We start from the raw sequence: 18,400 nt of genomic DNA, 5'->3' as shown, positions 1-18,400 counted from the left end.
AACTCAATGAACATGTCATTGAGAAACGGGAGGGTCGCGACCTTGATGGCTAGCCTGGTCGGGATATTGGTCGGCCAGGTTGCCCAGGCCAGCACGATTGAAGGTGTGAATCATACGCATTGGGCGATCAACCGGTTCAGTGTCGATGGACGGTCTGGAATCGACATTATCGGCCCGTATCAAGGGGGCGGGGGAGGGTGTTGCTACATTGCCCCGGAGCAGTGGCAACCCGGTATGCGTGTGATAGTCGATTGGGAAACCGGAATTGGAAGCTCTGACGACTTCCCTGGATTCGCAGATTGGCCCAAGTTCTTGATTTGGGAAAAAGCGATCAAGGCCCAGAAAAAACAGCACAGCAAAGTTGTACTCGTTCCCGAGTATTCCGGACAAAAAGTCTGTGGGATTACCGTGCATTTCCTGCCCTGCGACGACATCCAGGTCACCACCTCCTGCTACGCCTATGGCAGCCCCGAGTACCCAATCAAAACCCCTCTGCATTTGCCGGAGCCTCAGTCATGTCCAAAATAAGCAAGGCCTCGGTCTGCTATCCACCGCAGTTTCCTATACAGGGGCGCCTGCCCCAGCGCGTACAGCAGGTTCATCAGAGCCTTGCGCGCCAGTGCAACCTGGAGCGTGGCTACCATGACGCGTTGTGCCTGGCGGCCGGTTTCCGGGTCATGCCACCGTGCTGCAAGACCTTGCATGTCAGCCTGTTTTTCGATGGCACCGGCAACAACCTGAACAATGACCTGTACGCGTCAGCCGTGCCCCATCCGACCAATATCGCCCGGTTATTTCGCGCGAGCATCGGCGATGGCCATGCCGGCGGTACTGCCTATGGCGGCAGCAAGGCCCGGCGCTTGACCGATGCGCCCGGTACCGGCAACGGCCAGTACTTCAAGTACTACATGCCGGGAGTCGGTACACCGTTTCCGGAGGTGGGCGACCTCGACTACAGCGGCGACGGCCTGGCCTTCGCTCGGCGCGGGGAAGAGCGGATCAACTGGGCCCTGCTGATGATCATCGACGCCCTGCGCCGTGCCTTGGGCACGCCGCGGTTGGACAACGCGGCGCTGCAGGCTGCCGTGGAGGCCATGGGCACCTGGCGGGGCACCGAATGGATCATGGGCCGGGCCAACCGCAGCAGGGAGTTCCGCAAGCAGCTCAAGGCGCTCGAACGACCCTTGCGGATTGCGCTGGATGCGCCATCGCCCGGTCAGCCGAAGCTGCTGGGCCTGAAGTTGTATGTGTATGGGTTCTCGCGAGGCGCGGCGGCGGCGCGGGCCTTTGTCAGCTGGTTGAACCTGTTGTTGTCGCCGAACGAGCCGACACCGACGCTCAAAATCAATGACCTGAAGCTACCGGTCAGTGTGGAGTACTTGGGGCTGCTGGACACGGTGGTCTCGGTGGGGCTTGCCGACATTGCCCCTGGGGCGAATGGGCACATGGGCTGGGGAGATGGCAGCCAGACGTTGCCCAAGGGCGCACTGCTCAAGCGCTGCCTGCATATCGTCGCCAGTCATGAGCAGCGTTTGAGTTTTCCGGCAGAGTCGATCAGGCGGGAGGATGGTACGTATCCGCGCAATAGCGAGGAGGTGATCTATCCGGGGGTGCATAGCGATCAGGGGGGAGGCTATCCGCCGGGGGATCAAGGGAAGGCTTGTAACGAGGGGAAAGACTACGGGGATGGTTTGCTGCTATCTCAGATCGCTTTGCACGATTTATACGCGGATGCTTTCGCTAACGGCGCTCCACTTAAGGTTCCAAAGCACGCCTTGCCGATCGGCCTGAATCACGAACTCTGGCGAGCGATGCAAGATGAAGTGTCTCAAGCTTTCGAAGCCTCCCCTGCGCTTGTGATTCGTTTCAATGCTTGGCGTCAGGTGACCCTCGGACTGAAGCCTCTCCCTCAACCACTGCCATCCGAGCAGGTTGCAAACTATCAACCACTGTCCGCATCTTCCACGTTGGAAGATGCTCTGCGTGCCCAGATGGATTGGCTGACCGCCTGGCGTATCGATCGCTACGCATTCGGCAGCCTCAAAGATACCGAGTTCTACCGCCTGGCCACCGACGAGCATGCAACCGACGAGGCCCGCTTTAGCGCCGAAGCCGAACGAAACAAAAACCAGGCGGCCGTGGTGAAGCGCCGTGACTACCAGCGCGACCTCGAACGCCGCGGTGCTCCGAAAATGCCGCTGGAGCCTGGCATCAAGGACTTCGATCCGGACAAGTCGAGAACCCAGCTGCGCGAAGCCGCCGAAGAGTTCGGCAGGATCTATCGCGACCTCAACAGCGACCCTTACCTGGCGTTCTTCCGTCGTAACAGCTTGAAAAACACGCTCGCATTGATTGTCTTCTGGAACAGCGCCGAGACGATTGCCGAGCGCGAGCGCATGAAGGCAGGCGGGCAAGCCAAGGTCAGTCAGTTGTTCCCCCCACCACTCGGCCGCAGGAACCACTCCAGCGAAACCCAGCGGGGTCCGGTGGACGAGAGCCGCAACCGCGAGCAGCCCGAGGGTCTGCTGCGGGCACTGTTCGACGATCAGGTGCACGACTCTCGCGCCTGGTTCCTGCATGCCTTCCTCAACACGACCTACAGCAATAAAACCTTGGCCGCTGGGCGCGAACCCTGGGGCAGCTATTTCAGTGAGCGCATGGTCTTCTTCGGCGAGGCTAACAGACGAGATCTGGTGCTGCTTGACCCCGACGGCCTGACAAACACGGACGCTCTCAGTGCCCTGGCGTATGGCGAAGCCCCGGATCTGCCGTTGACGGATACCGAACGTCGGGCGCAGATCCAGAAAGACATCGCTGAACTGTGGGGCGCAGAGCACATCCAGGGCACCGAGGTGAAAAATGCCAAGAGCTGATCTGTCTAGCCCTCATCACTCGCCAGATGTGCTGGTCAGACTAAGGGCCGTGCACACATGCCACCTGGCGGCTGCGCTCGGCTTTCTCGTGGCGTTCGGGTCATTGCCGGTCGTCCAGGCAAGCACCATCGAAGCCATCAACCATACGCACTGGGCGATCAACCGATTCAGTGTCGATGGACGTTCGGGCGTCGACATCATCGGACCGTACCAAGGGGGCGGTGGGGGGTGTTGCTATATCGCTCCGCAGCGCTGGCTGCCCGGGATGACCGTTCGAGTGGATTGGGAAACCGGTATCGCATTTTCCGACGACTTTCCTGGTTTTGCGGATTGGGATAAATATCTGGATTGGAAGCGAAGGGTTAATAGTCAGAAGCTTCAGCACAGCAAGGTCGTCACTGTTCCCGATTACACCGGCCAAAAAGTCTGCGGCATCACCGTACACTTCCTGCCCTGCGACGACATTCAGGTAACCACGTCCTGCTACGCCTACGGCAGCCCCGAGTACCCGATCAAGACACCGCTGCAACTGCCGGAGCCTCAGTCATGCGCACGATAAGGGAGTCCTTGAACTCTGAAATTGACGATTTTCACCCGCAAGGCCAGTTGATCAGGCGCAGGTTCATGCGCTCATGCCGATTGGCGGCTTCGCTCGGTTTACTCTCAGTCGCCTGGCCTGGTTCGGCAGTGCAGGGAAGCACCATCGAAGCCATTAACCATACCCACTGGGCAATCAACCGGTTCAGTGTCGATGGGCGGTCTGGCATCGACATTATCGGCCCGTACCAAGGGGGCGGAGGAGGGTGTTGCTATATCGCTCCGCAGCGTTGGATGCCTGGCATGAGTGTGCGATTGGAGTGGGAAAGGGGGGCTGGCGACTCTGGAGGGTTTCCCGGTTTCCACGATAGAAGCAAGTATCACGCGTGGCTTGATGATATCGATGCGCAGACGAAGGTGCTTAGTCGAGAAGTCTCAGTTCCCGATTACACCGGCCAAAAGGTCTGCGGCATCACCGTGCACTTTCTGCCCTGTGACGACATTCAGGTAACCACTTCCTGCTACGCCTACGGCAGCCCCGAGTACCCGATCAAGATCCCGCTGCAACTGCCGGAGCCTCAGTCATGCGCACGATAAGCGACGCCTTGATCTCTCAAATTGACCATCGTCACCCGAGAATCCAGTTGATCAGTCGCAGGTTCATGCGCTCATGCCTGTTGGCGGCTTCGCTCGGTTTACTCTCAGTCGCCTGGCCTGGTTCGGCAGTGCAGGGAAGCACCATCGAAGCCATCAACCATACCCACTGGGCGATCAACCGATTCAGTGTGGACGGACGTTCCGGGATCGACATTATCGGCCCATATCAAGGAGGAGGAGGCGGTTGTTGCTACGTCGCCCCGGAGCACTGGCAGCCGGGTATGACAGTAAAGGTTGATTGGGAGACGGGAACTGCTGGCTCGAAAGGTTTCCCCGGTTTTGCAGATCGCACTAAGTACTATGCCTGGCTCAGCAAGATGGAGTCAAAGAAGCGTAAGCACACCGGAACCTTCCCTGTGCCCGACTACACAGGCCAAAAAGTCTGCGGGATCACTGTGCACTTCCTCCCATGTGACGACATCCAGATAACCACCTCCTGCTACGCCTACGGCAGCCCCGAATACCCGATCAAGACCCCGCTGCAACTGCCGGAGCCTCAGTCATGCGCACGATAAGGGACGCCTTGAACACTGAAATTGACGATCGTCACCCGCAAGGCCAGTTGATCAAGCGCAGGTTCATACGCTCATGCCGATTGGCGGCTTCGCTCGGTTTACTCTCAGTCGCCTGGCCAGGTTCGGCGGTGCAGGGAAGCACCATCGAAGCCGTCAATCATACGCACTGGGCGATCAACCGGTTCAGTGTCGATGGGCGGTCTGGCATCGACATTATTGGACCGTATCAAGGGGGCGGGGGCGGGTGCTGCTACATCGCTCCGAAACGCTGGAAGCCTGGTATGACCGTGCAAGTTCACTGGGAAACCGGTGCGGCCTACCCGGATGGATTTCCAGGCTTTGCGGACTGGCCAAAGTACCTGGCGTGGGAACGGCTCATAAATGCGCAAACGCGCCAGCATACAAAAGTCGCTTCCGTTCCCGACTACACCGGCCAAAAGGTCTGCGGCATCACCGTGCACTTCCTGCCCTGCGACGACATCCAGGTCAGCACCTCCTGCTACGCCTACGGCAGCCCTGAATACCCGATCAAGACCCCGCTGCAGCTGCCGGAGCCTCAGTCATGCCCCAGGTAAACCGCGCCCCACAGCACGAGGTATCACTATGAAAGCCTTCGTTCGAAAGGGTGACATGCTGCGCGAGGCCGGCGGCGAAGTGCTTGCAGGCCATTATCTGTGCAGTGATCAACCGATCGCCTGTGTGGGTGATCCGGTTCGCTGCAACCTGCATGGCCTGACCGAAATAGCCGAGGGCAGCGACCTGGTCGAGTTTGACGGATGCCGAGCTGCCCTGGACGGTCATCGATGCGCGTGCGGCTGCACCTTGGTCAGCTCCATGCCTGACACCTCGGCGGCGTCATGAAAAGGACAGTGGAGTTTGCAGCCTATCCCGTAGCATCAAGACCAGCCTACCGGCGCTGGTTGGCTACCGGCGCAGCGCTGGTGGCGCTGTCGGTGCTTGCCGGGGTGGCATTGCGCTCGTACCTCGAGCCACCCCTTGCCATCGCAGGCTTTGCCGGCGCGCTACTGGCCTGGCTGGGGGCGCTCTTGCTGCGGGTCCTGTATTACCGCTGCAATCGGCACAACGCGCAACGCTATGCACAAGGCGCTGATCAACAACGCCAGGCCTGGTGGAGGCACCACCGACGAAACGTCGCGCTGGTTGATTCCGTGCTGATCAGCGCTGCCTGCAGCAAGCCTGATCAAATACGCAGGTTACTCACGCTGGATGAAAAGCCCACACCTGTGCAAGAGCCCGATGGGGGCGCCGCTATTCGGGTAGCTGCAGTGTTCGGGCACGACGTGCTCGAACGTGAGCGGAATTTGGCGGTGTTGCTGGCGCTGCATTGGCAGGCACAGCGAAGCGGCCCAGACGGGCTGGAGTTCTTAGTGTGTTATTGGCAGGGCTCGTCAGCAGCCTGGCATGCCTTTGCACAACAGATGGCGCAGACCTGCCCAGAGGTCTGCCTGCCAGAGTCCCCAGAGCCGTGGCAGGGCATCCAGAGCCTGGACCGCATCATTGACCAGTTGCACCAGGCACCCGCGGGTGCTCGGGTGCTTTGCGCAGGTTGTCATTCATCGCCAATAGACGCTGAGAGCCCCCACCCGGCCGGGGAAGCTGCGGTGCTGTGGCTGTTGGGTACTGACGGAGGCGTCAGCGTGTCACGCGGCGAATGGTTCATGGCCGGTACAGAACCGCTCGAAAGCATTGCCGAAAGGGCCCTCCAGCAGAGCGAAATGCAAGCACCGGCAAAGGTGTGCATGTCGTTCGCTCAGCCTCCCGCGGCTGGGGTGTCTGCACTCGGCTGGAGTGTGCTTGGGCATACCCAGGACCCGCACTTTGGCGCATTGGCCCAGCTGGAAGCCATGGTAGTGCTGACCTTGGCAGCTTGGTATGCCGAACAGTTCGACGAGCCCTGCGCGTGGCTGGCGACCGACCCTCATTACACGTTGATCCTTGGAGTGGTTAAGCCCAATGACTGGAATAACTGATTCGCAGAGGATGTCTTCATGGCGCACGACGCTGTTGATGGCAGCGTTGATCGCTGTGATTGTCATCGTTGCAGGAGTCGCCTGGTGGTTTTGGACAGGCCTACCCAGTGATCGAGACGTTGTCCTGGACATCGTGCTCAAAGGGTTGGTCTGTTGGGCGCTGCTCGTCGTCGTGGCGATCCTGGTATGGCTGGGCGTCCAGCGTGGCATTCTTGAACTGATGCACTATCCAGGCATGGAACCCACCAGGGTCGATCGCAAGGTTGAAGCGTTAGGCCCACCCCAGCAGCTGAGGCGTTACCTGCGCAGGCAGTTTGGTGCTTTCTGGCGTCGCAAAGTGCGCCTGTACCTGGTACTGGGTGAAGTGGATCAAGTGGAGCGCCTTCTTCCTGATCTGGTCGAAAAGCAATGGCTGGTGGGGCATGACACCGTCTTGCTATGGGGTGGAAGCTTACAAAACCCACTGGATCAGGTGCTGATGAAACAATGGCGCATGCTTAGCCGTGCGAGAGGTGTGCATGGCGCCCTTTGGGTACTCGACCAGGATCCGTCTAGCGATGCCGCAGTGTTTGCCACCAGCACTCAGCGGTTGCGTGTGCTTGCCAGATACCTTGGGTGGCGATTGCCGGTCCATCTATGGCAGGTGCGCAGCAGTGGATGGCCTCAACCATCACGCCCCGAACAAGCGGTAGGCTGCAGGCTGCCCCCTCGGGCGACAGCAGAAAATCTGGAAGCGCAGCTGAGCGCGTTACTGCAGCCGTTGCGCCAACTGGGCATCGCGCAGATGCAGTCTGAAAAGGCCCATGATTTTTTGCTTCGCCTTGCACGTGACCTCGAGGTCGATGGCGCTGCGCACTGGCGTCGTGCGCTTCATGGTGTGTTGGACAAACCTGATGGTGGCGTCCTGTTGCGAGGCGTGTGGTTCAGCCTTGCGCAACCGCGGGTAAAGGAGGCCTCAGACAACCATCACGGGTTTGGCCCGGCCTGGGACGGCGTATTGAATGATAGGGCTATCCCTCCTCGGCGCGTTGGATGTGGGCCAAGGCGCATCGGTTACGTGGTGATACTGACCCTGGCCGCTGTATGGGGAGCGGGGATGCTTATTTCCTTTGCCAGCAACCGTGCCGAAATCGGCCGGGTAGAGCAGGCCCTCGCTGCGCTTCAGCAACCTGCATTCGCCACCGACCCGCTGGGCGCATTGGGCGAGCTGGCCCGTGAACTGTCGCGCCAGGATTACCGCGCCGAACATGGCGCCCCTTGGTACCAGCGCTTTGGCCTGGACCGCAGCGAGGCCCTGCGCGACGTCCTGTGGCCGCATTATGTGCAAGCCGGCAACCAACTGCTGCGCGACCCGGCTGCGGCAAGCCTGCAAGCACAACTCCGGGCCTTGGTCACGCTACCGCCCGGCAGCCCCGAGCGCGCCAAGCGGGCGCAAGAGGCCTATGCACAACTGAAAGCCTACCTGATGCTGGCCCGCCCAGAAAAAGCCGACGCGGCGTTCCTGGTCCAGACCTTGGGCGCTGAAGAACCCGCGCTGTGGAAGTTCTACAGCCAGCAGCTGCCTGCCAACCCCGACTGGGCCATCGAAGCGGACCCAAAATTGATCGCCCAGGTCCGCCAGGTCCTGCTCGCCCAACTCGGCCAGCGCAACGCCGAAACCAGCCTCTACCAGCAGATCCTCGACACCGCCGCCAATCACTACCCGGCCTTAGACCTGCAACACATGGTCGGTGAAACCGACGCAAAAACCCTGTTCGCCACCACCGCCAGCGTACCGGGCGTATTCACCCGTCAAGCCTGGGAAGGCCAGGTGCGCCCGGCCATCGCTGAAGCCGCCAAGGCGCGTCGCGAGGAGATCGACTGGGTACTCAGCGACAGCCCGGCCGACATCGCCGCCGAGTTGAGCCCCGCTGAGTTGGAAGCCCGACTTACCGCTCGCTACTTCCAGGACTACAGCCGCGCCTGGTTGGATTTCCTCAACAGCCTGCGCTGGCAACAGCGCAAGAGCCTGGACGAGGTGATCGCCCAGCTGACCCTGATGAGCGATGCCCGCCATTCCCCGTTGATCGCGCTGATGAACACCCTGGCCTACCAAGGGCAAGCCGGTATCCGTGGCCAGGCCCTGGCCGACTCGCTGATCAAGTCCGCGCAAAACCTCATGGGCCAGGACAAGACAGCCCTGATCGATCAACGCCCACAAAGCCAGGCCGGTCCGCTGGACAGCACGTTCGGCCCTCTCTTGGCCCTGCTCGGCAAACACCCTGATGCCCAGTCCGCTAACGACGACCTGAGCCTGCAAGCCTTCCTCATCCGAGTCACCAGCGTGCGCCTGAAATTGCAGCAAGTGACCAGCGCCGCCGACCCGCAAGCCATGACCCAGGCCTTGGCCCAGACGGTGTTCCAGGGCAAGCAGGTCGACCTCACCGACACCCGTGCCTACGGCAGCTTGATCGCCGCCAGCCTGGGCGCGGAGTGGGGGCGGGCGGCCCAGACCTTGTTCGTGCAACCGCTGGAACACGCCTGGCAGCGCGTCCTGCAGCCCTCGGCCGTAGGCCTCAACCGCGAATGGCAACGGGCAATCGTCGACCCCTGGCAGGGCGCATTCGCCGGCCGCTACCCGTTTGCCGCGACCAGCAGCGATGCCTCGCTGCCGATGCTTGGGAAGATGATCCGCGCCGATTCCGGGCGCATCGAGCAGTTCCTGCGCGAGCAACTCTCAGGGCTGTTGCGCAAGGAGGGCAGTCGCTGGGTCGCTGACCCGCGCAATGGCCAAGGCTTGCGTTTCAACCCCGAGTTCCTGGCGGCGATCAACCAGCTCGGCCACCTGGCCGATGTGCTCTACACCGACGGCGGCATGGGCCTGAGTTTCGAACTGCGGGGCAAGCCGGTGCGTGACGTGGTGCAGACGACTTTCATGCTCAACGGCGAAATCCATCACTACTTCAACCAGCGCGAGCGCTGGCAGCGTTTTCGCTGGCCCGGGCTCGGCGAATATCCCGGCACCCGTCTGACCTGGACCAGCGTCGATGCCGGTGAGCGGCTGTTTGCCGACTACGAAGGGACCTGGGGCCTGATCCGCTTGCTCGAACAGGCCCAGGTAACCGCGCTGAACGACGGCGACAGCCACTTTCGCCTGGTGATCAAGGCGCCGGACGGCATCGGCCTGACCTGGAACCTGCGCACCGAATTGGGCATGGGCCCCTTGGCCTTGCTAACGCTGCGCGACTTCAACCTGCCGCTGCAGATCTTCATGGTCGAGGGCGGCAACACGCCGGCCCTTGCGCACATCGGGAGCGTCAAATGAGCCTGCACAGCCTGCTCGAAAGCTGCCTGCCTGGCCGTGATGCCCTGGCCTTGGCGCGCCAGCAAGGGCAGTGCTGGGAGCCCTGGCTGCAACCGATCCAGGCGCACGCGCCGGTCGGTGAAGACCCAGGCTACGAGGACGATTTCCAGCGCATGCGCGAAGAGGTCAACAAGCTCTCCGGTGCCGACCTCGACCACGTGATCGAGCTGGCACAGAGGCTGCTCCAGCAGCGCTGCAAGGACCTGCGCGTCGCCACCTATTACCTGTGGGCGCGCCTGCACAAGGAGGGCGAGGCGGGCCTGGCCGAGGGACTGGGACTGTTGGCGGCGCTGATAGCGCGCTACGGCGATGACGTTCTGCCGGCGCGCGCCAACAGCCGCAAGATGGCCCTGGAATGGCTGGCCAGCAGCAAAGTGCTGGACAGCCTCTCGCTCTACCCACAAGTGGTCAAGGCCGAAGCCGAACGCACTGCCGCCGCGCTGGCCTGGCTGGACCACAGCCTGAGCGCCTGGCCGGACGACCAGCGACCGTGCCTGGCAGGCTTGCATGGCGCCTTGGCCACGCGCTTGACGCAAGCCGGTGGCGTCGATGCGATCGTCCCGCAGACCAGCAAGCCTTCACCTGGCCCGAGCGCTGCGCCGATCAAGTCCGGCCGCGACCTGCTCGACAGCGGCCGAGGGCTGGCGAGTTACCTGCGCGACCAGCCCGAGGGGTGGCTGGCGGCCCATCGGTTGATGAAGAGCCTGCGCTGGGACACGGTGCATCAGGTCCCGCCGCAAGACGCCCAGGGCATCACCCGCCTGGCGCCGCCGCGTGGCGAGTACCGCGCCCAGCTCAAGCGGTTGTATTTGCAGCAGGGCTGGAGCGAGCTGCTCGACCAGGTCGAGCGGATGTACGCGGAAGGGGTCAACCATTTCTGGCTGGACCTGCAGTGGTACCTGTACCAGGCACTGAGCAAATCAGCAGCACCCCACCCTGGCTGGGCAGACATCGTCAAACGCGACCTGGGCATGTGCCTCGAGCGCCTGCCTGGGCTCGAAGCGTTGCGCTGGAGCGACGGCAGTGCCTTCGCCGACGAGACCACCCGCGAGTGGATCACCCAGCAGGTCAGTGGCAACCGTGCGCAGCAATCGCTGCCGGTAGCCGTGTCGGCGACCACGCCGGCGCACGCCGATGTGTTGTCGCTGGAAAGCGAGGCGCTGGCCCAGGCTGACAGTGACGGCGTCGAGCAGGCCCTGGCCTGGTTGGCGTCGCGCCCGCAACTGGCAAACGGCCGGCAACGCTGGCTGTTGCGCCTGGTGATGGCGCGGGTGGCAGAGCAATACGGCAAGGCCGACCTGGCCCTGCACCTGTATGCCGAGCTGGACCTCGGTGCGCAGCGCCATGCGCTGGCCGACTGGGAGCCCGACCTGCACTTCGAGGTCAAGGCGCGCCTGCTCAAGCTGTTGCGCCTGAAGGCCCAGCGTACCGATGCCGACAGGCCTGCCCTGGCGCGGCAAATGGAAGTGCAGCTGGCTGCGCTTGTTGCAATGGACCCGGTGCGCGCCGCAGTGCTGTGTGCGTGAGCCAATCGATAAGGACCGAATCTTTGACTACGGACAACCCCACGCTTCGCTACTTCGAGGCAGAGATGCGCTACCTGCGTGAGGCTGGCAAAGAGTTTGCCGAGGCCTTTCCGGACAGGGCGGCGCAGCTGAACCTGGATAAACCGGGTGCGACCGACCCCTACGTGGAGCGGCTGTTCGAAGGCTTTGCCTTTTTGATGGGGCGCCTTCGCGAGAAGCTCGACGATGACCTGCCCGAGTTGACCGAGGGACTGGTCAGCCTGCTGTGGCCGCATTATCTGCGGACCATTCCATCACTGGCGATCATCGAACTGCTGCCGGACATCGACGCGATGAAGGGCAACGAGGTGATCGCCGAGGGCTTTCAAGTGCTGTCGCGGCCCATCGGTGCCCAGCAGACCCGCTGTCGCTACTCGACCACCCAGGCCGTGACCGTGCAGCCACTGGCATTGCAGTCGGTGCGCCTCGGCCAGCAGGCCGACGGGCGATCGCTGCTGCGCTTGCGGTTCACCTGCGGCGCGCTGACCGACTGGAGCCAGATCGACCTGAGCCGGCTGTCGCTGTACTTGAACGCCGATGCGGCGCTGGCCAGTACCTTGCACCAGGCACTCACCCTGAACACCCACGCGTTGTACGTCCGCCGGCCGGACCACCCCGACCGGCAGCCGCTGGACGGCCATTTCGCAGCCAAGGGCTTTGCCGACGAAGACCGCCTGTGGCCCAAGGGTGACAGCGCGTTCAGTGGCTATCAGTTGCTGCTGGAGTACTTCACCTTTCGCGAGAAGTTCATGTTCGTGACCCTGCAGGGCCTTGAGCAGCTCGAGCTGGCGGCGGGCACCCCCTGGTTCGAGCTCGAGGTGGTGCTCAAGGAGCCCTGGCCGCATGCCTACTCGCCCACGGCCGAACACCTGCGTCTGCACGCCGTGCCGGTGATCAACCTGTTCGCGCTGGAAGCCGACCCGTTGATCCTCGATCCCTTGCAGAGCGACTACCTGCTACGGCCGATGCGCCTGCAGGACGGCCACACCGAGATCTATTCGGTCGACCGCGTCAGCGCCTCGAAAACCGCGGGCCGGCAAGACTACGTGCCCTTCACCAGCTTTCGTCACAAAGGCGGGATGCTGCGTGACGAGACGCCTGAGCGGTACTTCCACACGCGGCTGCGGCGCGGCGCCAATGGCCTGCATGACACCTGGCTGATACTGGGGGGCGAGCGTTTCGACAACGAAGACCTGCTCGCACGCGAGAGCCTGTCGCTGAAGCTCACCGGCACCAACGGCCAACTGGCGCGCAAGGCGCTGCAGAGCACCTTGCTCGACTGCGTGGGGCAATCGACCCAGACGCCGCTGCGCGTGCGCAACCTGTGCGCACCGAGCATGCCATGCTACCCGCCCAATCGCGACCGTTTCCACTGGCGGGTGCTCAGCCACCTGGGCTCGAACTTCCTGCCGATGCTGGCCAGCGCCGAGGTCCTGCGCGGGACCCTGGCCTTGTACGACTGGACCGCCAGCGAGACCAATCGGCGGCGCCTGGAAGCGATCAGCGACGTCAGGCACCACCTGATCCAGCGCTTTGAAAAGGGCTTTTTGCTGCGCGGCGTGGAGATCGAAGTGACCCTCGATGCCAACGGCTTCTGCGGCGAAGGCGACATCAGCCTGTTCGGCGAGATGCTCAACCGCTTCTTTGCCCTGTATGCCGATATTCACCTGTGTACCCAGCTCACGCTGATCCTGCAACCGACCGGGAGGTGCCTGCGATGGAACGAGAATCACAGTCAGCGCATTCCAGGCTGAACGCCGCGGGCCTGCTGCAGGCGCTGCAAGGGCGGGTGGCCACGGCCAACCTGTACCGGTTGTGCCAGCTGATCGAGCGTGCCTTGCCCGGGCAACCGGCGCTGGGCAGCACCGCGGATCCGGCTGATGACCCGGTGCGCTTTCGCCCGGACCCGGGCATGAGCTTTCCAGCCGGTGAGCTGAAGGCCATCGAGATGGACCCGGCGTGCGCCGACCGCGCGGCGACGGTGCGGACCCGCTTGCTGGGCCTGTACGGAGTCGATTCACCACTGCCCACGGCCTACCTGGACGACATCGCCCAGCGCCGCGAAGGGCATGAAGCGATCGAGGCGTTTCTCGACATCTTCAATCACCGCATCTTCACCCAGTTCTACCGGATCTGGCGCAAGTACTCGTACCCCGCGACCTTCGAGGCCGGCGGCAGCGACGCGACCTCCCAGTGCCTGCTGGGGTTGATCGGGCTGGGCATCCCCGGCACGGCGCAGCGCATCGCGACGCCGATGTCGCGGTTTCTCGCACTGCTCAGCGTGATGCGCCTGCCGACCCGTAATGCTGAAGGCATCGTTGCACTGGTCAGGCTGTTGGCGCCCAACACGCAGGCCAGCGTCAGCGGGCATCGGCCGACCAAGGTCGTCCTCGATCAGCCGGCCAGCCTGTCCAGCCGCTGCCCCGTCAGCTTGGCCCAAGGCACGCCGCTGGGCGCCGTCGGCCAAGACGCCAACAGCCAATTGCACTTGGCGCTGTGCACCGATGATCCGCGCGAGGCGAGTGGTTGGTTGCCAGGCGGTCAGCTACACGTCGACCTGCTGGTGCTGTTGCAGGTGTACCTGGGGTGGCGCTGCACGGCAACGCTGCAGTTGTCATTGCCCCTGCGCATCGTGCCGATTGCGCTGCTGGGCGGTGCGCAGACGCTGCTCGGCCTGACGGCGGTGCTGGGGCACAGCGAGGCGCGCCAGGCAGCGGCGAACAACACCGGAATCACCCTCAACCTGGGCCGTTATCAAGGCCTGCACCTGAACCCCTACGACCGGGAGGTACAGCATGTGGCGTACCGTTTTTAACGTCTTCACGCTGGCGGTGCTGGCAACCTCGGCAGTGGGTTGCGGGCTTGCCCAGACCGTCACCGAGGGTACCGCCGCTAGCACCAGGGCGATTTTCTACAAGCAGGTGAAGACGCTGCACCTCGATTTCAGCGGGCGTGCGGCGATCAATACCGACCCCGAGGACAAGGGCGGCTTTGCGGTACCTACGTTGCTGCGCGTCTATCAGTTGCGTACGAGCAAAGCCCTTGAACAGATGAGCTACGACAACCTGCTCAGTCACGGCGATCGCCTGCTGCGCAACGATCTGCTGAGTGAGCGGACAGTGGTCATCAAGCCAGGCGAGACCGCTCAGTTGAGCATGCCCCTGGACCGCGAAGCCGAGTTCGTGGCGATCGTGGCGCTGTTGCGCACGCCCGATACCGAGCTGAATTCGTGGCGCCTGATCCTCGCCCGCGATGAGCTGGATGCCGATAACGCGCGCGTCGTAGCCCTGGGTGATAACCGCCTGAGCCTGCGCCCGCGGCCCGAGGAGTAGATGCCGATGTCAGCGTCGAACCCGTCACTGTACGAAATACTGCTGCAGAACTTTGAGGGCGAGCTGGAGCTGCATCGGGTCGCCGAAGCCGACCGACAGACCCTGTCGGTGCTGGACAACCTTCAGCGCATCCTCAACAGCCGCGCAGGGAGCCTGTCGCACTTGGCGGACTACGGCCTGCCGGACATGGGCACGGTGCTTCAGGGCCTGCCTGGCACCGCGCATTCGCTGATGACGCGCATGGTGGGCACCTTGCTCAAGTATGAGCCGCGCCTGGCTGGGCTGGAGGTGCAATTGTTGCCCCAGTCCCGCCCCGGGCACCTCGAGTACAGCCTGGACGTCCGGCTCAAGGATGGCGAGCGCATGACCCTCGGCACAACGCTGACGCCTGGGGGCAGGGTGGTGGTGCGTCATTTGAAGCAGCAGGGATACCTGTCGCAGTGGTGAATCTGCAAGGAATACGGGCACATGACAGTAGTATTTGAAATGCATCTGCGCCTGGGCAGCGACCCGCGCGCGTTCGAGGACTTCAAGGCGTTGCAGCATGAGCTGGCCAAGCTGCAGCACGTGGCGTGCCCTGATGTGGATTGGGCGAAGGTCGAGGCCCTGTGCACGCGGTTGTTCGAGGGTAATGGCGCCGAGCTGCAAACCGTCGCGGCCTTCATCCTGGCGCGCAGCTACCGCACGGGTATTGCAGGCATGACCGAAGGCGTGGCATTGCTCAGCACCCTGACCGAGCATTGGCGATGCCTGTGGCCCACCCAGTCATCCGACCGCCTGGAACTGCTCAGCTGGTTGTTCGCGCAGTTGCAGGGGTTGTTGCGCACATTCGACTGCAGCCGCGCCAGTGTGCCATTGCTGAGCAGCCTGGAGCTTGAGCTGGAGCGGCTGGAACATCAGCTGACGCGCGCCGGCCAGGCGCCGACGGTGACCTTGCAGGCCTTACGGCACCAGGCCAGCCACCTGCTGCAGCGCATGCAGGCAGGGCGTGCGCCCGGTATGCCGATGCAGCACTGGCCAAGCCTGCCTGCCCCCGAGGTGCTGATGCCGTTGGCGAGCGTGCCGGCACTGCCGACCCGCTACAGGTTTGCCATCGAGCCCCGCAACAAGCGCCGTGGCCTCGGTGTGGCGATAGTGGCCAGTGTGCTGACGCTGGTGTTGGCCGGTGGGTTCGGTTGGCGCCACAACATCACCGAGCAGCGTGTGGAACCCGCTGCGTTGCAACCGCTGCGGCTGGACAGCCTGAACCTGTTTGAAGTGGGGAGCGCCGAGTTCGTACCGGGCTCGACCCCGTTGTTGCTCAAGACGTTGGTCGACATCAAGGCGCGACCCGGTTGGCTGATCCTAATAGCGGGCCACACGGATGCACGCGGCGACCCGGGGCAGAACCTTGAACTCTCAAGGGCGCGGGCATCTGCAGTTCGTGACTGGATAAAGACCGTGGGTGACATTCCCGACAGCTGCTTTGCAGTCCAGGGGTTTGCCGGCACCCAGCCGCTTGCCAGCAATGAGCATCAGGCGGGCCGAGCAGCCAATCGCCGGGTCGATATCCGCTTGCTAGCGCAACCGGACAACTGTGCGCAGCGGCCTTAGGCTGGCCTGGTGAAGGTGATGGGAGCCGATCCCTGGCTCCGCGTTACTCAATCCTGCACAAACGCCAGCAAATCAGCATTGATCACGTCCGCATGGGTGGTCGGCATGCCATGCGGGTAACCCTTGTACGTCTTCAGGGTGCCATGGGCGAGCAGCTCTGCCGAGCGCGGCCCTGAGTTTTCATACGGGACGATCTGGTCGTCATCGCCGTGCATCACCAATACCGGAATCTTGATGCGCCTCAGGTCTTCAGTGAAGTCAGTCTGCGAGAAGGCGACGATCCCGTCGTAATGGGCCTTGGCCGAGCCCATCATGCCCTGGCGCCACCAGTTGAGCACGACGCCTTCGGAAGGCGTGGCCCCAGGCCGGTTGTAGCCATAGAACGGGCCGGCCGGCACATCGTGGTAGAACTGCGCGCGGTTACTCGCGACCTGGGCCTGAAAGTCATCGAACACCGACTTGGGCAAACCGCCCGGGTTGCGTTCGGTCTTGACCATCAATGGCGGCACTGCCGCGATCAGCACGGCCTTGGTGACCGGATCTTCAGGATGGCGGGTGATATAGCGCACCACTTCGCCGCCACCGGTGGAGTGGCCGACGTGCACGGCGCCTTGGGTGCCGAGGTGCTTGACCACGGCGGCGACGTCGTCGGCGTAGTGGTCCATGTCGTGACCGTCCCACACCTGGCTGGAGCGCCCGTGACCGCGGCGGTCGTGGGCGACTACCCGGAAGCCTTTGCCAAGGAAGTACAGCAACTGGGCATCCCAGTCGTCGGCACTCAGCGGCCAGCCGTGGTGGAAGTGAATGACCGGGGCGTCGCGCGGGCCCCAATCCTTGTAGAAAATCTCGACAGCATCCTTGGTGGTGACGTATCCCATGCTCGCGTCTCCTGTATCAGCGGGTTGCCTGATGACCTGGGCGAGATCGACCGCTCAGTGGCAGGCGGCGGATCGCTCGGGCGGTTTTCCAGCGTAGGAGTAAAGTTGGCTTGGGCGGGCGAGGTGTGGCTATCTGATGAGTGGTGGCAGCGGCGTCTGAATGCGCTGGGTCTCTTCCTCCAGATAGGTCAATAACGCGGCCACCTCGGTATCACCCAGGCGCAGGTTGGGCATCGCCAGGCGGTTGTACTGTTCATATAGAAGCATCGCCAGCGGGTCTTTCTCGGCCAGCATCTGGTCCGGCGCCTTGAGCCAGCGCGTCAACCACTGCACATCACGCTGGCGGGTCACACCGAGCAGGTCCGGGCCAATCCCGCGCTGCGGCGCCAAGGCGCCATCGCCCAGCGAATGGCAGGACGAGCAACGCGTGCGGTAGATCTGCTCGCCTACACTGGGCGGACGCACCTCGGGGGCGTGGCCGTAGTCATTGGCCAGGTTGCTGGGGTTCTTCCAGTTATGCAGGCTGTTGCCCAGGCGGTCGGCGAGGATGTAGGGGCTCTCGAACGGCGAGGCCTTCATCCAGCGGCCGGAGGCCTGGTTGCCGATGATCAACGACAGGTTGTGGTCCTTCGAACGGCCATTGTCCAGCCCCTCGATAAACAGCCCCAGGCGCCGGCGCAACTGCTCGATGTCGTCAGGCTCGCCGGTCAACAGGGTCCAGCCAGGGCCGATGGCAAACTTCTGCGCATAGGCCTTGAGAGTTGACGGGGTGTCGTTGTACGGGTCGATGCTGATGGAGTAGAGGAACACGTCCTTGCCAACCCGGTCGCCCAGCAGCTTCTGCACCTGACGCAAGCGGGCCGTCTCCACGGGGCAGGAGTCGCTGCAGCCGGTGAAGATGAAGTTGATCGCGACCACCTTGTCCTTGATCAGGTCGTCGAAAAACCGCACCGGCTGGCCCTCCTGGGTGACCAGCCGGGTGTTGGGGAAGTAATCCTGGCCCCAGGGCGTGGCGGCTTGCGCGTCCTGGGGCACCTGTTGCAGCCAGAACAGGATCAGCACTACCAGCAACAACAGCAGGTAGATGACCGCCATACGCCGGAACCCACTCATGAT

Annotated in this window: 18 protein-coding genes; 15 read left to right on the top strand and 3 right to left on the bottom strand. The window is 63.0% G+C overall.

Going from position 1 to position 18,400, the window contains the following annotated elements; genetic code table 11:
• Positions 1–6: 6 nt before the first annotated feature.
• The 8 genes from tli1a (CCOS865_RS21450) (at position 7) to CCOS865_RS21415 (ending at position 6,573) form a co-directional block, all read left to right on the top strand.
• The gene (tli1a, locus tag CCOS865_RS21450) at positions 7–528 is read left to right on the top strand and encodes a Tli1a family immunity protein (RefSeq protein WP_167469091.1); all 522 of its coding nucleotides are present in this window, start codon (positions 7–9) and stop codon (positions 526–528) included.
• A complete protein-coding gene (locus CCOS865_RS21445; RefSeq protein WP_119144567.1) occupies positions 516–2,873 on the top strand; it encodes a T6SS phospholipase effector Tle1-like catalytic domain-containing protein in 2,358 nt (785 codons plus the stop codon). The genes tli1a (CCOS865_RS21450) and CCOS865_RS21445 overlap by 13 nt, the downstream gene beginning before the upstream one ends.
• A 64-nt stretch (positions 2,874–2,937) precedes the next feature.
• The gene (gene tli1a / locus CCOS865_RS21440; protein ID WP_244216167.1) at positions 2,938–3,432 is read left to right on the top strand and encodes a Tli1a family immunity protein; all 495 of its coding nucleotides are present in this window, start codon (positions 2,938–2,940) and stop codon (positions 3,430–3,432) included.
• Positions 3,433–3,497: 65 nt separating this feature from the next.
• Entirely contained in the window at positions 3,498–4,007 is a 510-nt protein-coding gene (gene tli1a / locus CCOS865_RS21435; protein WP_119144862.1) for a Tli1a family immunity protein, read from the top strand.
• A gap of 65 nt (positions 4,008–4,072) precedes the next feature.
• Positions 4,073–4,582 (top strand): Tli1a family immunity protein, encoded by a 510-nt coding sequence (gene tli1a, locus CCOS865_RS21430; protein ID WP_119144860.1) that lies wholly within the window; start codon positions 4,073–4,075, stop codon positions 4,580–4,582.
• A gap of 80 nt (positions 4,583–4,662) precedes the next feature.
• Positions 4,663–5,157, top strand: coding sequence for a Tli1a family immunity protein (tli1a, locus tag CCOS865_RS21425; RefSeq protein WP_279630142.1), 495 nt, complete (start codon positions 4,663–4,665; stop codon positions 5,155–5,157).
• Positions 5,158–5,185: 28 nt separating this feature from the next.
• Complete coding sequence (locus CCOS865_RS21420) at positions 5,186–5,443, top strand: PAAR domain-containing protein (protein WP_119144561.1); 258 nt, start codon at positions 5,186–5,188, stop codon at positions 5,441–5,443.
• 8 nt (positions 5,444–5,451) lie between these two features.
• The gene (locus CCOS865_RS21415; protein WP_244216157.1) at positions 5,452–6,573 is read left to right on the top strand and encodes a hypothetical protein; all 1,122 of its coding nucleotides are present in this window, start codon (positions 5,452–5,454) and stop codon (positions 6,571–6,573) included.
• A gap of 748 nt (positions 6,574–7,321) precedes the next feature.
• On the opposite strand, the gene CCOS865_RS28805 is transcribed toward CCOS865_RS21415, so the two are convergent.
• Positions 7,322–7,447, bottom strand: a complete 126-nt coding sequence (locus CCOS865_RS28805; RefSeq protein WP_415842650.1) for a hypothetical protein — start codon at positions 7,445–7,447, stop codon at positions 7,322–7,324.
• 222 nt (positions 7,448–7,669) lie between these two features.
• Between CCOS865_RS28805 and CCOS865_RS21410 the strand changes: the two genes are divergently transcribed.
• The 7 genes from CCOS865_RS21410 to CCOS865_RS21380 are packed head-to-tail and all read left to right on the top strand — an operon-like array spanning position 7,670 to position 16,406.
• On the top strand, positions 7,670–9,877 hold the full coding sequence (locus CCOS865_RS21410; RefSeq protein ID WP_415842651.1) for an ImcF-related family protein: 2,208 nt from the start codon (positions 7,670–7,672) through the stop codon (positions 9,875–9,877).
• On the top strand, positions 9,874–11,442 hold the full coding sequence (gene tssA, locus CCOS865_RS21405) for a type VI secretion system protein TssA (RefSeq protein ID WP_119144555.1): 1,569 nt from the start codon (positions 9,874–9,876) through the stop codon (positions 11,440–11,442). The genes CCOS865_RS21410 and tssA overlap by 4 nt, the downstream gene beginning before the upstream one ends.
• 23 nt (positions 11,443–11,465) lie before the next feature.
• Positions 11,466–13,235: a type VI secretion system baseplate subunit TssF gene (tssF, locus tag CCOS865_RS21400; RefSeq protein ID WP_119144553.1), complete on the top strand. Its 1,770-nt coding sequence runs from the start codon at positions 11,466–11,468 to the stop codon at positions 13,233–13,235.
• Positions 13,199–14,296: a type VI secretion system baseplate subunit TssG gene (gene tssG / locus CCOS865_RS21395; protein ID WP_119144551.1), complete on the top strand. Its 1,098-nt coding sequence runs from the start codon at positions 13,199–13,201 to the stop codon at positions 14,294–14,296. Before tssF ends, tssG begins: the two co-directional genes overlap by 37 nt.
• Positions 14,277–14,813 (top strand): type VI secretion system lipoprotein TssJ, encoded by a 537-nt coding sequence (gene tssJ, locus CCOS865_RS21390; protein ID WP_119144549.1) that lies wholly within the window; start codon positions 14,277–14,279, stop codon positions 14,811–14,813. The genes tssG and tssJ overlap by 20 nt, the downstream gene beginning before the upstream one ends.
• 6 nt (positions 14,814–14,819) lie before the next feature.
• Positions 14,820–15,260: a type VI secretion system baseplate subunit TssE gene (gene tssE, locus CCOS865_RS21385; protein ID WP_119144858.1), complete on the top strand. Its 441-nt coding sequence runs from the start codon at positions 14,820–14,822 to the stop codon at positions 15,258–15,260.
• A gap of 21 nt (positions 15,261–15,281) precedes the next feature.
• Positions 15,282–16,406, top strand: coding sequence for a type VI secretion system ImpA family N-terminal domain-containing protein (locus CCOS865_RS21380; protein WP_119144547.1), 1,125 nt, complete (start codon positions 15,282–15,284; stop codon positions 16,404–16,406).
• Positions 16,407–16,453: 47 nt separating this feature from the next.
• Here the strand turns inward: CCOS865_RS21380 and CCOS865_RS21375 are convergent, their stop codons facing one another.
• Both CCOS865_RS21375 and CCOS865_RS21370 read right to left on the bottom strand, forming a co-directional pair.
• Complete coding sequence (locus tag CCOS865_RS21375) at positions 16,454–17,284, bottom strand: alpha/beta fold hydrolase (RefSeq protein ID WP_119144546.1); 831 nt, start codon at positions 17,282–17,284, stop codon at positions 16,454–16,456.
• A 129-nt stretch (positions 17,285–17,413) separates the two neighbouring features.
• Positions 17,414–18,397, bottom strand: a complete 984-nt coding sequence (locus tag CCOS865_RS21370) for an SCO family protein (protein WP_119144544.1) — start codon at positions 18,395–18,397, stop codon at positions 17,414–17,416.
• Between the last annotated feature and the right edge of the window lie 3 nt (positions 18,398–18,400).

The organism is Pseudomonas reidholzensis (genome assembly GCF_900536025.1).
GTDB lineage: Bacteria > Pseudomonadota > Gammaproteobacteria > Pseudomonadales > Pseudomonadaceae > Aquipseudomonas > Aquipseudomonas reidholzensis.
The sequence above is the reverse complement of the archived record's forward strand: the minus strand, read 5'-3'. Positions and strand labels throughout refer to the sequence as shown.

Coding starts and splice junctions, on each gene's coding strand:
- tli1a (WP_167469091.1), top strand. CDS start 7: ATGAACATGTCATTGAGAAACGGGAGGGTCGCGACCTTGATGGCTAGC.
- CCOS865_RS21445 (WP_119144567.1), top strand. CDS start 516: ATGTCCAAAATAAGCAAGGCCTCGGTCTGCTATCCACCGCAGTTTCCT.
- tli1a (WP_119144862.1), top strand. CDS start 3,498: ATGCGCTCATGCCGATTGGCGGCTTCGCTCGGTTTACTCTCAGTCGCC.
- tli1a (WP_119144860.1), top strand. CDS start 4,073: ATGCGCTCATGCCTGTTGGCGGCTTCGCTCGGTTTACTCTCAGTCGCC.
- CCOS865_RS21420 (WP_119144561.1), top strand. CDS start 5,186: ATGAAAGCCTTCGTTCGAAAGGGTGACATGCTGCGCGAGGCCGGCGGC.
- CCOS865_RS28805 (WP_415842650.1), bottom strand. CDS start 7,447: ATGAAGCGCACGACGCCAGTGCGCAGCGCCATCGACCTCGAGGTCACG.
- CCOS865_RS21410 (WP_415842651.1), top strand. CDS start 7,670: ATGCTTATTTCCTTTGCCAGCAACCGTGCCGAAATCGGCCGGGTAGAG.
- tssA (WP_119144555.1), top strand. CDS start 9,874: ATGAGCCTGCACAGCCTGCTCGAAAGCTGCCTGCCTGGCCGTGATGCC.
- tssG (WP_119144551.1), top strand. CDS start 13,199: ATGGAACGAGAATCACAGTCAGCGCATTCCAGGCTGAACGCCGCGGGC.
- tssJ (WP_119144549.1), top strand. CDS start 14,277: ATGTGGCGTACCGTTTTTAACGTCTTCACGCTGGCGGTGCTGGCAACC.
- tssE (WP_119144858.1), top strand. CDS start 14,820: ATGTCAGCGTCGAACCCGTCACTGTACGAAATACTGCTGCAGAACTTT.
- CCOS865_RS21380 (WP_119144547.1), top strand. CDS start 15,282: ATGACAGTAGTATTTGAAATGCATCTGCGCCTGGGCAGCGACCCGCGC.
- CCOS865_RS21375 (WP_119144546.1), bottom strand. CDS start 17,284: ATGGGATACGTCACCACCAAGGATGCTGTCGAGATTTTCTACAAGGAT.
- CCOS865_RS21370 (WP_119144544.1), bottom strand. CDS start 18,397: ATGAGTGGGTTCCGGCGTATGGCGGTCATCTACCTGCTGTTGTTGCTG.